This is a genomic window from Skermania sp. ID1734, assembly GCF_007489285.1.
Lineage (GTDB): Bacteria > Actinomycetota > Actinomycetes > Mycobacteriales > Mycobacteriaceae > ID1734.
Window position 1 is genome coordinate 43,564 of record NZ_VLIY01000021.1, and the last position, 14,083, is coordinate 57,646.

13 protein-coding genes are annotated in these 14,083 nt (G+C 63.7%); 5 read left to right on the plus strand and 8 right to left on the minus strand.

Annotation, left to right across the window (positions count from 1 at the left end; genetic code table 11):
• Nucleotides 1-81: 81 nt before the first annotated feature.
• The 3 genes from FOS14_RS21470 to FOS14_RS21480 are packed head-to-tail and all read right to left on the minus strand — an operon-like array spanning nt 82 to nt 4,151.
• A complete protein-coding gene (locus tag FOS14_RS21470) occupies nt 82-1,497 on the minus strand; it encodes an MmgE/PrpD family protein (protein WP_143772903.1) in 1,416 nt (471 codons plus the stop codon).
• 10 nt (nt 1,498-1,507) lie between these two features.
• Entirely contained in the window at nt 1,508-2,629 is a 1,122-nt protein-coding gene (locus FOS14_RS21475; RefSeq protein ID WP_143772904.1) for an NDMA-dependent alcohol dehydrogenase, read from the minus strand.
• A 16-nt stretch (nt 2,630-2,645) separates the two neighbouring features.
• The gene (locus FOS14_RS21480; protein WP_255450511.1) at nt 2,646-4,151 is read right to left on the minus strand and encodes an aldehyde dehydrogenase; all 1,506 of its coding nucleotides are present in this window, start codon (nt 4,149-4,151) and stop codon (nt 2,646-2,648) included.
• A gap of 168 nt (nt 4,152-4,319) precedes the next feature.
• Between FOS14_RS21480 and FOS14_RS21485 the strand changes: the two genes are divergently transcribed.
• The 3 genes from FOS14_RS21485 (at nt 4,320) to FOS14_RS21495 (ending at nt 6,117) form a co-directional block, all read left to right on the plus strand.
• Nucleotides 4,320-5,423 carry a response regulator transcription factor gene (locus FOS14_RS21485; protein ID WP_143772905.1) on the plus strand — a complete coding sequence of 368 codons (1,104 nt, stop codon included), beginning with the start codon at nt 4,320-4,322 and terminating at the stop codon, nt 5,421-5,423.
• Between the two features lie 68 nt (nt 5,424-5,491).
• Complete coding sequence (locus tag FOS14_RS21490; RefSeq protein ID WP_143772906.1) at nt 5,492-5,713, plus strand: antitoxin; 222 nt, start codon at nt 5,492-5,494, stop codon at nt 5,711-5,713.
• The gene (locus FOS14_RS21495) at nt 5,704-6,117 is read left to right on the plus strand and encodes a PIN domain nuclease (protein ID WP_185981882.1); all 414 of its coding nucleotides are present in this window, start codon (nt 5,704-5,706) and stop codon (nt 6,115-6,117) included. Before FOS14_RS21490 ends, FOS14_RS21495 begins: the two co-directional genes overlap by 10 nt.
• 38 nt (nt 6,118-6,155) lie before the next feature.
• On the opposite strand, the gene FOS14_RS21500 is transcribed toward FOS14_RS21495, so the two are convergent.
• Together FOS14_RS21500 and FOS14_RS21505 are read right to left on the minus strand one after the other, a co-directional pair.
• Entirely contained in the window at nt 6,156-7,205 is a 1,050-nt protein-coding gene (locus FOS14_RS21500) for a zinc-binding dehydrogenase (RefSeq protein ID WP_143772907.1), read from the minus strand.
• A 104-nt stretch (nt 7,206-7,309) separates the two neighbouring features.
• Nucleotides 7,310-8,704, minus strand: coding sequence for an MmgE/PrpD family protein (locus FOS14_RS21505; RefSeq protein ID WP_143772908.1), 1,395 nt, complete (start codon nt 8,702-8,704; stop codon nt 7,310-7,312).
• Nucleotides 8,705-8,814: 110 nt separating this feature from the next.
• Here FOS14_RS21505 and FOS14_RS21510 point away from each other — a divergent pair, with 110 nt between their 5' ends.
• Both FOS14_RS21510 and FOS14_RS21515 read left to right on the plus strand, forming a co-directional pair.
• Nucleotides 8,815-9,990, plus strand: coding sequence for a CaiB/BaiF CoA-transferase family protein (locus FOS14_RS21510; protein ID WP_143772909.1), 1,176 nt, complete (start codon nt 8,815-8,817; stop codon nt 9,988-9,990).
• Between the two features lie 131 nt (nt 9,991-10,121).
• Nucleotides 10,122-11,036 (plus strand): mycofactocin-coupled SDR family oxidoreductase, encoded by a 915-nt coding sequence (locus FOS14_RS21515; protein ID WP_143772910.1) that lies wholly within the window; start codon nt 10,122-10,124, stop codon nt 11,034-11,036.
• A 56-nt stretch (nt 11,037-11,092) separates the two neighbouring features.
• Here the strand turns inward: FOS14_RS21515 and FOS14_RS21520 are convergent, their stop codons facing one another.
• From FOS14_RS21520 to FOS14_RS21530, 3 genes are all read right to left on the minus strand, one after another.
• Nucleotides 11,093-11,920 (minus strand): oxidoreductase, encoded by an 828-nt coding sequence (locus tag FOS14_RS21520; RefSeq protein ID WP_143772911.1) that lies wholly within the window; start codon nt 11,918-11,920, stop codon nt 11,093-11,095.
• Nucleotides 11,921-11,923: 3 nt separating this feature from the next.
• A complete protein-coding gene (locus FOS14_RS21525; protein ID WP_143772912.1) occupies nt 11,924-12,370 on the minus strand; it encodes a VOC family protein in 447 nt (148 codons plus the stop codon).
• A 100-nt stretch (nt 12,371-12,470) separates the two neighbouring features.
• Complete coding sequence (locus FOS14_RS21530) at nt 12,471-14,060, minus strand: helix-turn-helix domain-containing protein (protein ID WP_143772932.1); 1,590 nt, start codon at nt 14,058-14,060, stop codon at nt 12,471-12,473.
• Nucleotides 14,061-14,083 lie beyond the last annotated feature (23 nt).

Below are 14,083 nucleotides of genomic sequence, written 5' to 3' on the forward strand. Positions count from 1 at the left end.
CAAGACTTCGACGAGACCGAACAGATGGCCGCGATACGGATTAGGTAAGCGGCCATTTGCTCGGTCTCGCCGTCGGTTAGCTCACGGCCGAAGCCGGTCCATGATCGACCTGACATCCTCGACGTCCTCGAGCGCAAATACTGCTTCTACCACGGCGTCGGCATCCGCGTCGTGGAGCACGCCGTCGACGTTGCGCCGGAACTTTGCAGTCAGTTCGTCGTTGGTCATGTAGCTCGATGGGTCCGGTGACGGGCTGCCCTTGGGGTAGTGCCGCTCCCCCGCGAAAGTCGTTCCGCGAGCCACCACTTCGATCCGCGACTGTCGCGCTGCCGGGTTCGACGTCAGTGCCGCAGCGTAATCGGGGTGGGGCTGATAGGTCACCTTCTTCATCAGGTTCATGACCGACGGGCTCGATACGAACTCGGGGTCTTGCCACTGCCTGCCGGGCGGGCGCCGATGCGCGCCGACGGCGAGCCCGTGGGCCATGCTGAACTGTGCGTCGCGCGGGTCTTCGACCGTCTCGTTGAGCCACACCGGTTGCAGCACGAAGCTTTCACCCCAGGCCCTGATGGAGTCGATCTCGTCGGGCTTGATGTCGTTGTCTTCGACTATGTCGGTCAGTGCGTCGAGCAGAGCATGCAGCACGCGGCAGTGCGGGTAGGGCTTGAAGGACTGGAACGGCGTGAATGTCCATTCGGTGCCCAGGTTCGCGGTGATCGGCTCCGGCACCCACCGGCCTGTGCCGATGAATCGCGGAAAGCCGAACTCGCGGTCGTCGAGGATCTGGCGGTCGCCGCGATGGCCGAACTCCGCCAGATGCGCTGCGGTCATTGCCACCAGCGCCTGCCCGCCAGCAAGCTGGTACTTGATAGTGGTGGACGGCGCATGCATCATCCAAGCCCGTTGGTAGTTCACCGGCGCGGTGCAACCAGCGATTCCGAGCGCATCGCTCACCGTTTCACGCGAGAACGAGTTCACCAACCCGATCGCCGCGGTTGCCCCGAAAATGGTGCTGCTGTAACCGATTACCGGCGGTATCGTGACGACGCCGTCTTTCATGTCGCGGAGGTAATCAGTGGCTTTGCCGATTCGATACGAGATTTCGTGCGCTACCGCGATCGCGGTGAGCAGGCGCGCACCGCTGCGGCCGCCCACCTCGGCCGCAGCCAGCGCACCGGGCAGGACGTAGGGCGTGACGTGGCCGGGCGGCAAGACAGGGTCCTGATCGAGCGCATTGATCAGTTCTGCATTGGCGAACGCCGCACCGAGTTCCGATGTGCACTCTTTGGTTCCGATGATGGAAGCGTGGCCGTTGTCTCCGCCGAGAACCCGTCCATACCGCACGGCGATCTCCGCGCCCCGATCACCCAACGAGGCGACGGCGCACCCGAGCGAGTCCAACAGAATTCGCTTCGATTCTTCGATCACCTCCGCAGGCAGAGACGCGGTCTCGACGTCCACCGCAAACTCGGCGAGCTGTTCGATGATTGTTGGCATGTATTCCCTTTCAGGAGTCGTAGATGATAACGCCGCGCAGGTTCTTACCGGCCTTCATGTCCTCGAAGCCCTTGTTGACATCCTCGAGTCGGTAGCGGGTGGTGATCAGTTCATCGAGTTTCAATGACCCCCGTTGGTACATCTCGAGCTGCGCCGGTATGTCGGCAGTGGGCGAACTTGCGCCGAACAGTGAACCCTGTAAGCGCTTCTGGTACAGCGTCAATTCGTGCAGGTTGATATCGCCGTCCTTGACGAACGTGTCGCCGATGCCGACGGCGACACACGTGCCCGCCTTGCGAACAGCCCCCAACCCCCGGCCGACGTCATGCCCGGTCAGTATTCCCACAGTCACGATCGAGGAATCCGCGCCCTGACCGTTGGTCATCGACCGCGCAACCTCGGTGGCCTCCTCGATCGTTGCGAGGGCATGCGTCGCGCCGAGCTTCAAGGCTGAATCGCGTTTGAATTCCACGGGATCCACCGCGATCACCGCGTCCGCGCCGGCGTGTGCCGCGCCCTGCACCGCGTTGATGCCGATACCGCCGATACCCATGACAATGACTACCTGCCCAGGCCGAACCTGAGCCGAGTTCACCGCGGCACCCCAGCCCGTGCCGACGCCGCAACCGGTCAAACAGGCGACGTCCAGGGGGATCGACGGATCGATCTTGATGGCCGACGCGGTGGACACCACGATGCGTTCGCAGAACGTTCCCAGCGCTGCAAGCTGCCCGACGGGTTTGCCCGCCAAGGACAACCGGAACGATCCAGGATCGTCGAAACGGCAACCAGTAGCGAGAAATGCGCCGAGATCACACAGATTCTGCAGTCCGCGCGCACACCAGGTGCACCGTCCGCACACGGGCAGGAACGAGAACACCACGTGGTCGCCCTCGGCAAAGCCTGCGGTGGCCGGCCCGACCGCTTCCACGACGCCGGCACCCTCGTGACCGCCGGCGATCGGCAGAATCGCCGGGGTTTGGTCCCCGGTCGCGAAGTGGTCGTCGGAGTGACACAGACCCGCAGCCACCATCTTGACGCGAATTTCACCTTGCCGCGGGTCGTCGAGGTCGAGTTCGACCACCTCGTACCGACCCGGCGACGTGCGCAACACTGCACCGCGAGTCTTCATTTTCGGCTCCTACCGGTCACCCTAACGAATTCGCCAGTGCCGGCGGCAAGCCATAGGACTTCAACTCCACGTACGCCTCGAAGCCCTCGATACCGGCCTCGCGACCGATACCGCTTGCCTTGAAACCGCCAATTGGAGAATGGAATCCGACGACATGGCCGTTCAGCTCCACAGTTCCGGTGCGAATGCGCCGCGCTACGGCAAGGGCGCGTTCGTCATCCGCAGTGAACACCGACCCGTTGAGTCCGAACTCCGAGTTGTTGGCGATCGCCACGGCCTCGTCATCGTCGCCGAAGCTCAGCACCGAAAGGACCGGTCCGAAGATCTCTTCCTGAGCAATTCGCATATTCGGTTGCACCTCGCTGAAGATCGTCGGCTCGACAAACCATCCCCGGTCCAGCCCGGCCGGACGACCACCACCGATCACCACCTTGGCGCCCTCACCGCGGCCGATCTCGATGTAGCGCTCCACCATGTCGCGCTGGCGGGCAGCAACGAGGGGTCCGACCTCCGTGGCATCGTCCGCAGGGTCACCAACCGGCATGGACTCGACCATCGCGGTCAGGCGGTCGAGCAATTCGGCCTCTCGCGAGCGGGCAACCACGACCCGCGTCTTGTTACTGCAGGCTTGGCCGGTGTTGCGCAAAGACAACTTTCGAATCTGCGCGACGGCCAGATCCAAATCCGCATCCTCGAGAATCACCGCCGCGGATTTGCCGCCGAGCTCGAGCGTCACCCGGCGTAGGTCCTGCCCGCACAGCGCCGCGACGCGGCGCCCGGCCGCAGTGGAACCGGTGAACGAAACCTTGTCGACATCACGATGGGTGACCAGGTATTCGCTGACCTCCCGATCGGCGGGTAGCACGCTCAGCACGCCCGGTGGCAGTCCAGCCGATTCCAGCATTTCGGCGAACAGATAGGAATCGAGCGGAGCCTCAGGCGAGGTCTTGAGGATCGCCGTGCAGCCGCTGAGAAGAGCGGGCGCAAGCTTGAGCATGGTCACGAGCATCGGTGCGTTCCACGGTACGACCGCGGCCACGACGCCGACCGGTTCCCTTGTCACCAGACCGGTTCCCGTGCTGGACCGTCGAATGGTGCTCCATTCGACCTGCGGGGCGAGGTCGATGAAGCTGTCCAGCAAGGCTTTCGCGCCCGCGGACTGCATGGTGCGGGACAATGAGATCGGACAGCCCATTTCGTCGGAGACGATGCGGGCCAACAGTTCCTGTTGCTCGCCCAACTTTGCGCTGACTCGGTTGAGCACGTCGATCCGTTCCGTCAGCGACAGTTGGGGCCACGGTCCGTTATCGAATGCGTTCCGGGCCGCCGCAACCGCCCGATCGACGTCAGCCTTTGTCGCCGCCGGCACCTCTGCCACGATCTGTTCGGTGAACGGCGAGATCACGCGGATCTTGTCATCGGATGCTGGCTTCTCCCACCGACCGTCGATGAACAGCCTTGTGTAATTGCCCTGCCAGACCATGTCGCTTCCCTTCGTTGCGCACGCTGAATGGCGAGTCATGTGACGTCACTAACAACTGTCGACCACCCGGCGGCCGGTGTAATCGGCCATAGGTCGGATTCGGTGTACGACTTTCGGACGACTTGGCGGCGGCGGTACGAGAAGGTTGCGAAAATTGCTGATAGCGAATAGTATATGATGTACTAAATCAGCGTCCCTGGAGCGATTGTGGCAACCGGAACGACCGATTCGAGTCACCGCGATGTGGCACTCGACGACGACCTCGGCAGGCGCATCCGCGACTTGACGGCGGACGCCACGTCCATTCTCGGGCGCACACTTCCGGTCCGCGACCTAACCCGCGCCATCCCGGCCAAACAGATGCTGCGCCACCTGTGGGATGCCACCGTCGCGGAGTTGTTGCAGGGCGTGGACAACCGCGCGGTCCCCGACCGCCTTGCGGATCTGACGGTGCTACTGGCGCGCATCCGCGAGGCCGAAGCTGCCATCGACAACGCACGCGTCGATGAGGGCGTCATGATGCTTCGGAGGGTCCGCCGTGCTCTCGCTCGACTCCAAGAAACTGCCACCGTCGACGACCTGCTCACGAGTGCAGCAGAAGCTGCATGCACTCTCGGGTTTGACCGCGCGCTGCTGTCCACCATCAAAGACTCAACCTGGAACTTGCACACCATGTACATCACGGGTGATCCGGTGTTGGCCCGGGAGATGGAGGCGGCCGGTCGGGAAAACCCGCGCAAACTGGACGGCACCCTCGTCGAAAGCGACATCGTGACCAAGGCGCGACCTGGTCTCGTGTACGACGTCCAGCACAACCCACGGGTCAACCGGGATCTGACCAAACTCAGCGGTTCGACCTCATACGGCGTCGCCCCGCTGACCATCCGCGGAAACGTCGTCGGCCTCGTACACGGCGACTGCTATCGACCACACAGAGAAGTCGATGCCACCGATCGCGCGGTGCTGAACCTCTTCGCCGAGGGACTCAGCCACACGCTGGCCCGGGTGACTGTGGTCGAGGGCCTCGCCAACTTGCGCGCGGGCATCGACAACATCGGCTCCGCAATCAATATCACTGCGCGCCAACCTGTTGCACCGCAACCGCTCCAGCACCCGCTGCTGTCCACCCGCGAAGTCGAGGTCATCGAACTACTCGCGGCGGGCGAGTCCAATCGGCTGATAGCGCGCAAGCTGTCGATATCCGAAGGCACCGTCAAGACGCACATCACCCATATCTTGCGCAAACTGGGCGCCGCAAACCGTGCCGAAGCGGTGGCCTACTGGCTTCGCGACGCAAAGACGCGGACGTAGCCTCGGCGCTGCGCGAGGGAAGGACAATCGGGCCTCTTGATATCATCGGATATCAGGAGGCGAAACCGGTGACAGACATTCTGATCCGAGACGTACCAGACGATGTTCTACGTCGCATCGACGCAGACGCCGCGCGGGCGGGATTGAGTCGGAACGAGTATCTCCGGCGTGAGGTCGAACGGCTCGCTCGCCGTAGTGCAAACCCTGTCACCGTCGCTGATTTCCGACGGTTCACCGACCTCACCGGCGACCTGACCGACGATGCCGTGATGCGGCGGGCGTGGTCGTGACGGACGGATGGGTCGTAGACAAATCAGCGCTAGCTCGGTTTGGGCGGTCACCGGACGGTGAAATGTGGGCGGCCCGTACTAGCCGCGGACTGGTGCGAATCACCGTTATAACGCTGCTCGAGGTGGGCTATTCGGCCCGCTCCGCCACCGACTGGCACGCGAGCATTGCCTTGCCGCCCGTTGCCTCGATGCCTGTCGAGAATCTCACTCCCCGCATGGAAGCTCGTGCCGTTGAAATCCAAGGGCTGCTTGCCCAAAGGGGGCACCATCGTGCTCCGTCGATTCCCGACCTACTCGTCGCCGCGGTGGCCGAAGCCTCGGGCTTAACGGTGCTGCACGTGGATAAAGCTTTTGATCTCATCGCTGAAATCACTGGTCAGCCAGTCGAGAGGTTGCGGATATAACCGGTTGGGTTCCCGGGATAAGTGGCCGCCAGAAGGAGCTAGAACTCAATGACGGCCTTGCCGCCGATCTGCTTGTCGAACTCCCGGTATGCCGCCTCCGCGTCATCCAATTTCCAGTGATCGGTGAAGATCTTGTCGACCTCGACACCGTGGCGCGCGATGAAACGAGCACAATCAGTCTGTCCCACAATGGAGAACGTGTACGAGCCGAGGATTGTCAGCTGCTTGCGGATGACCTCCGGGCTGACGTTCAGTGTCACGTCGCGGCCTTCGCCGACGAAACCGACCCGGCCCCACAGCGCGCTCGACCGAACCGTAGCTGAGCGGGCCGAGGGTGCGCCCGAGCAATCGAGTGCCCGGGACACACCCTTCCCGCCTGTCAGTTCCCGCACGGCCTCGATCGGATCCGTTGCGGTGGAGTCGATCACCGACGCGGCACCGAACTCTGTTGCTCGCGCGACCCGTTCCGGCTCGATGTCCACCGCGATCACTTCAGCGCCCATCGCCGCGGCCAGTTGCACAGCGGATTGCCCGACCGGCCCCAGCCCGAAAACCGCGATAGTGTCGCGCGCGTTGAGTTCCAATCGGACCAGCGCCCCGAACGCTGTCCCGGTTCCACACGAAATCGCCGCCCCTGCAGCAAAACTCAGCTCGTCGGGTAGTGGTACCAGAGTGCGGGCCGGCACCTTCAGGTAATCTGCGTGGCCGCCGTGTGCGGTCGCGCCGAAGATCCGCGCGCCCTTCTCACATGATTGCATCCATCCGGTGCGGCACGGGTCGCAGAAGCCGCAGCCGTCGTAGTGGTAGACCATCACTCGATCCCCGATGCGATACGGACCGTTGGCAACATTGCTGCCCAGCGCGGCCACGACCCCGCACGGCTCGTGCCCGGCGATGATGCCGGCGCTGTCGCCCTGCAGGCCGTACACGGCCAGCGCGTCAGCGGCCGATGCCCGGTAAAACCGCAGATCGCTACCGCACATGCCCGATGCCTTGATCTCGACGACCGCGTCGTCAGGTCCAGGTACCGGGTCATCGAACTCGGCGATGTCGAGTTTGCTGTTACCGCTGAAGACAACGCCTCGCATCACACGCTCCTTCTACGTAGGTCGAAACAACTGTCGCCCAGTGCACATTGCGGCAACATCTGCCGCGAGTCGGATTCCGGTACGACTTTCGGCGGACTGCAGCCCTAAACCCGCAGCAACGCTGCAAAATCGGCAGCAGGGCGATCGAGATCGCCCCCGCGAATCGCCCACAGCAGCGTTTCGCTGCGCTCCGCGCCCAACGTGGAGACGGTCACGTCCCGGAACTTCGCGTCCAGGTCCTGCTGCGACATCGGATTTTCCGCTGTGCCGATCGGGTTGTCGACGAAGACCCTGTCGCAGCTGCCGTCGATGTAGTCGACGGTGATGTCCCCGACCCAACGGCCCGGGTAGGCATCGTCGAGTTCCGGTTTGACCTCGATTTTCACCTTGTGCGCCAGTACAGCCACGTCACTGCCCTCGCTGACGTCGAGGTGGCCGGCCAGGTACGCGTGATGGGTGGAGAAGCCGTTGCCCTTGCCGAGCATCGACAGCGCGAACTGGAACGGCAAGCTGTACTGCAAGTGCTCGATGATCCTGGGCGCATATGCATTCGCATTCTTGTTGCCGACAATGACGTTGCCGCCGGTCTGGATGCCCAGCACTACCGAACGAACCTCGCCGGCCCGTGCCGAAAGTTGCCGTGCGCCATCGATGTAGGCGTGGCTGATGCCGCAGCAGCAGTAGGGCTTCAACCATACTCGGGTGATCTCGAAGGTCTGGTCGAGACCGAAGGTACGGGCCAGGTCGTCGGTGACCGGTCGACCCGCATAGGTGCGATAGAAGCCTTTGCCGCCGCTGAGGAACGTTGTCGGCCCGGTGATCCCGGCAGCGGCCATCTCCGCGGCCCGAATTCCGTTGCGAGTTCCGATGCCCGCGTGCACCCGCTTGATCGAGCCTCCCGAGGAGGTGTACTCGGTGGTGCCGGAGGCGTGACTCAATGCGATGGCGAGGGCGTGGACTGTCGTGGAGAGGTCGAAGCCCCGCATCTTGGCCACCACGGCGGCGGCGCCGAAGTTCGACAATAATCCGTGCGGGTGGAAGCCACGCTCGAGCAGTTCCGGGGCCGCGAGCTTGCCAATGCGGGTGTACACCTCGTATCCGGCGACAATCCCGGTGATGACCTCGCGCATGCTGGTACCGAGTTCCTCGCCGACGGCAAGCGCGGCGGAGACGACGCAGCTGCCCGGGTGGGAGGAACTGGACCGGTGGGCATCGTCGTACTCGAAGCCGTGCCCGTAGGTGGCATTGACGAACGCGGCGTCGGCGGCGCTCATCTCCTCGCCGCTCGCTGCGACATGCGATCGTCCCGGCGCGTGCGCGGTCCGGGTCAGCTGCAGGACCGCCTGACTCCACGGCAGCGCGGCGCTGCCGACCTGAAGGGCGAGTTGGTCTTGCATCAGTCGTCGGGCGCCGACAAGAGCGTCGGACGGAATGGTGTCGAACGTCAGGTCGGTGACGAGGCGGGCAACCGCCTCTTCGACCGGCGGGATGTTTCCCATCGCGGCTTACCTTCCAAGAGTTGGGAGCACATTTGCCCTCACGTGGGCACAGTTGACTACACAAACCATTGATCATATATTATATACATCACTAATTGAAGGTGGACAACATGCAGCACAAGCCACTGGATGGCATTCGGATTCTGGAGATCGGGGGCTATATCTCGCTCCCGTTCGGGACCTCGCTGTTGTGCGCACTCGGCGCTGAGGTGGTCAAGGTGGAAAAGCCTGTGACGGGCGAGGACTTCCGCCGCCATCAAAACGACAGAAGCCCGTACTTCCGGCAGTACAACACTGGCAAGCACAGTCTTTCGGTGGACCTCAAGACACCCGAGGGCGTGGCACTGGTCAAGGCGTTGGTGCCGCACTTCGATGTGGTTCTGGAAAATATGCGACCGGGAAAGCTTGCCGCGCTCGGCCTGGGACCCGAAGACTGCCGGGAACTGCGTCCCGACATCGTGTATGGATCGGTCACCGGGTTCGGATCCAGCGGTCCCCTGGCGAACCGCCCGGCATACGACACCATCGGTCATGCGTTCGGCGGTCTGTACTCGCTGTTCAGCGATGGTGAACACCCGCAACTGGCCGGCGGTCTCAGCGCCGATCTGGTGACCGGGCTCAGCACCGCCACGGGCGTTCTCGCGGCGCTCGTGGGGCGGCTGAAGACGGGACAGCCGCAGCGGATGGAAACCTCGATCATGGAGGCCGTGAGCACCCTGACGATCGACGGGATCACCCAGTCCTTCGAACTCGGCCGCGACCCGAGCCGCACGAGCCGTCACCCGCAGGCTCAAAACTTTTGTGTGCCAACGTCTACCGGTGAATATCTGGCCATCCATCTGTCGTCGTCGCAGAAGTTCTGGAAGTCGCTGTGCGCGGCCATGGACCGGATGGATCTCACCGAAGACCCGCGGTTCGCCGAGTACCGTCCCCGTGAGGCGAACTACTTCGAGCTGGTGCCGATCGTGGAGGCCGAGTTTGCCACCAAATCCAAGGAGCACTGGGAGCGCGCGCTCACCGAATACGACGTTCCGTATGCCCCGGTGCTGTCGATGACCGGCTACCTCGATCACCCGCAGGTGCAGCATCTGCACCTTGTCGAGCGGGCCGACGACGGTCTGGCGTTGATCCGGCCCCCCTGGATGTTCGACGGTGAGCGCCCCGACCGGGGCGGGCGGGCACCGAAGGTGGGTGCTGACACTCGCACCATCGCGCGTGAAGTGCTCTCGGAGGAGAAGATAGCTGCTTTGCTGGCATCCGGTGTGCTGTACGCGGACGAGTCCTGAATCCCTCATGCCCGCGGAATGTCCAAATATTTGGACACTTTCACCCCGCAGCCTCGGCCTAACGTCAGGAAGGAACGTCGCGCCACGGTGCGCAGCCACCATCGATACCTCCAGAGAACCAAGGAAACGACATGGGATTACTTGACGGCAAGGTCGTCTTCATCACCGGAGCAGCCCGCGGACAAGGGCGCGCACACGCGGTCACGGCCGCCAAGGAAGGCGCCGACGTCATCATCAGCGACATCTGCGCCCCCATCGACGGACTGCGGTACGAACTGGCGAGCAAGGACGATCTTGCCAAGACGCAGCAATTGGTCGAAAAGGAAGGCCGGCGCGCGGTCAGTGCCATTGCCGATGTCCGCGAGCAGGATTCGCTGGACGCAGCGGTGCAACTCGGCCTCGATACTTTCGGCCGACTCGACGCGGTAATCGCGAACGCGGGACTGTGGGATCTCGGTCCCAAGGCATGGGAGACCAGCGAACAAATGTGGACAACCGTCACCGACGTGGTGATGGGCGGGACTTTCCGGACGATCAAGGCCACCGCGCCGCATCTGGTCGAACAGCGCAACGGTGCAATCGTCTGCATTGCGTCGGTGGGTGGCCTCGAGGCGACCGCCGGTTACACCGCGTACATCTCCGCCAAGCACGGCGTCATCGGCCTTATGCAGAACACCGCACTCGAGATCGCGGAATACAACGTCCGGTGCAATGCGGTGTGCCCCGGAGCGGTCGACGCAAAGATCTGGGATAACCCGATGGGCTACGGACTGTTCGTTCCCCCGGGCGAGACCGCCGACCGTCAGGTCGCGATGAACGTGATCTACGGATACGCACCGCTGGCCGGGCGTGCTGCACTCCCACCGGACGCCACCAGCAAGGCAGCCTGCTTCTTGCTCTCGGACTACGCCGAGCACATTACGGGCGTCGCGCTGCCGGTCGACGCCGGCCACCTCCTGTTGCCCGGCGTGAACTTTGCCCCGCAGACGGAAGGTCCAGAAGCCGACCGGTACCGTCCGCCGGCGGTATCCCCCGACGATCTGTAACACCGGTCCCGAAGTGAGCCCCGATCACCTGATCGGGGCTCACTTCGTAGGGGGCACTAGTGAAAACCGGTGCCGACGGTGAGCTCTTTCCATTTCTCGACTTGCCCGCGCAACTCGTCGTCGACGGCAAGAAACCAGTCGAAGGCATCTTGGCCTAGCAGCAGCAGCGCTGGCGAGTCGTCAGCTTCTACCGCCGTCACGATCGCATCCGCTCCCCTGGCCGGGTCACCGATCTGGGTGCCGTCCATGGTGTCGTTGGCTTTGCGTCGCTTGCCCGCGGTCTCGGCGTAATCATCGATCACAGTTACTGATTCGACCAGCGAGCGACCCGCGAAGTCGGTCCGGAACGCACCCGGTTGAACGACCATGACCTTGATGCCCAAGGGCGCCACCTCGCCGCGCAACGAGCCGGACAGGCCCTCGATCGCCGCCTTGGCAGCCGCGTAATATCCCGAACCAACCGGGGTGATCCGTGCCCCGATGGAGGAGATGTTCACTATCGCGCCCGCGCGTCTGGCACGCATCCCCGGAAGCACTGCTTTGATCATGGCGATCGGTCCGAAAAGGTTGGTGGCGAACAACTTTTGGACGTCGGCGTCCTCGCCCTCCTCCACGGCCGCGCGGTAGCCGTAGCCGGCGTTGTTCACCAGCACGTCGATCGATCCGAACCGCCGTTCGGCTTGCTGCAGGACCGCAGCGATCTGCGCTGGTTCGGTGACATCAAGTGAGCAGGCCAGCGCTGTGTCGGGATAATTTTCGACAATGTCGGCCAATCGGCTTGCGTCCCTGGCGGTTACGACCGCATTGTGGCCGCGGCCGAGAGCCGATTGAGCGAGCGCACGCCCGAGTCCGGTCGAGCATCCGGTGATCAACCACGTTGGCATACGTCACTTCCTGTCATGAATCTGCGGAATGGGGTGCGGAATCTTTTGGCCCACCGGAATGCCTTCCAGCGCTTGCGTGTCGCCTTCGATGATTTCACTGAGGTAACCGTCGGGGTCGCTCGTCATACCGATCTTCAAGGCACCGAGGTCCAACGGCTCGATCGCCGACTCGAATCCGGCGGCCGCAACCGTAGCGAGCGCTTCGGCGAGATCGTCGACGTTGAATACCAACGGTGTCCACCCCGCGGTGATCGACGGCACCGGCATGATGTCGCTCTGAATAAGAACCAACGGCCGAGCACCGTCACGATTCTCGAGGATGACCTCGGTGACGTCCGGGTTGGTGAATTCGACGCGAGCGGCTTCCTTGAGCCCGAAGATGCGGTAGTAGGTGAGCGAGCGCTCGAGGTCGCTGACAACGAGCTTGAAATTGAGCAGCGTGGCGTCCATCTGGGTGACCTCCGTGGTGGTGTCGAATGCTGTTGCGTTTACCTGCGATCCGACACTAGAAGCGATTGCGGACCCGAACTGTCCAAGTAGTTGGACACCATCACTCGATCCGCAGGGCGCGCATCCGGTTGTAGAGCGTCGAACGGCTCACGCCCAGGGCGCAGGCGGCGCGCAGCTTGTTTCCACCCGCGGCCCCGATGGCCGCGATGATGACCTCTCGCTCGGCTTGCTGAAAAGGTGACGCGGGTGCCGGACCGGCACGGTGAGACGCCGGCAGATCCGATGGGACAATGTCACCGGCGGAGCGGGTCGCAGCAACCGCCTGCACGACGCGCCGCAGCTCGGCCAGGTTGCCAGGCCAGGGTTGACCGGCCAACACACGCAACGTGTCGGCGGTGAGCCGGACCCGACTCGAGTCTGTCACCTCGGCCAGCATCCGCTGCGCCAGATGCGGAATTTCCTGCCTCCGCCGCCGTAGTGGCACCAGTTCCACCCGGGTGTCGCACACGGCGGCGAGCGACGGGTCCACGTGGTCGCCCGGCGTAACGGTCAGCGCAACTCTTCGTCGCGCAGTGCGCAGACACTTGGCAAGCAATGCCGTCAGCTGTTCAGACAACACTTGCAGGTCCTCGATGATCACGGCAGGACCGTCAGCTTCCAAGAGACTCGCCATGACATTTGCCCACGCTTGCTCGCCCTGCCGCACTACCTCGGTCGCCTCAAGCACGAGCGAGCCAGACCCGGCCAACCGCTTAGCCTCGGTGGTGCGGCCGGTACCGGGCTCACCGACAACGAGCAGCGGCCATCGGAGGGTCAGGTCAGCACCCGTTGCATCGCCGTTGTCCTTCGATGCGCTGATGTCGACGAGTGTTCCGTCGACGCCCTCCACTGGGACGCAGCGAAGCCGAACGACGCGACCGGAGTTCAGGGTCAGTTGATGCAGTGTCTCCCCGAACGGGCGCGCATCTTCGGCGCACGCGCGAACCGCCGCATGGTCGGCGGGTTCGAGCAGGTCCAGCGCGGCCGGGGTGGCGAGCACCAATCCTTCACCAACGACGACCACGGCGCGCCCGCGGCGACTTGCGGCTCCTTGAAATGCATCGAGCAAACGACGTTGCGCGCGTGGGGAATCGAGCTGCAGTCGGTCCTCGATGTCACTGACGACGCGCCGGACCAGCGGTGGAAACAGCCGGTGTTCCCCGGCCGAAGGGCCGCCAATGATGAGCACTCCTTCCAGTCTGCGCGTGACCGGATGAGTGATGGGGTGTCCGTAGCAGGTGAACTCATGAAATGCGGCCAGGTAGTGCTCGCGACCGCGCACCAGAATTCCTCGCCGGGTCTCCACGGGGGTGCCCACAGCGTTGGTGCCTATTCGATCTTCACCGACTCCGACGCCGGCCCGGATGCCGGCGTGGCCCAGCGCGCGGTGAAATGACTCGTCCGGGGACTGGATATCGATGATGCGCGCGTCACGGTCGGCGAGCACGAGACCCAGTCGGGTGCCGTCGAGTTCGGCCGTTGCGCGCAGGAGCACCGGACCCGCAGCGCGCGCGAGGGCGCTGTCGGGGGCGAACGGCACCTGCTCCAACCGAGGCATCGCCTCCGTGGATAGGCCATACAACTGTGAGCGCGCCCAGGACAGGCGAATGTCGGGGCGACGCCGTTCGAGCTCCGGCTGCAGTGATCTCATGGGCACGCCACAACCACCTCTTC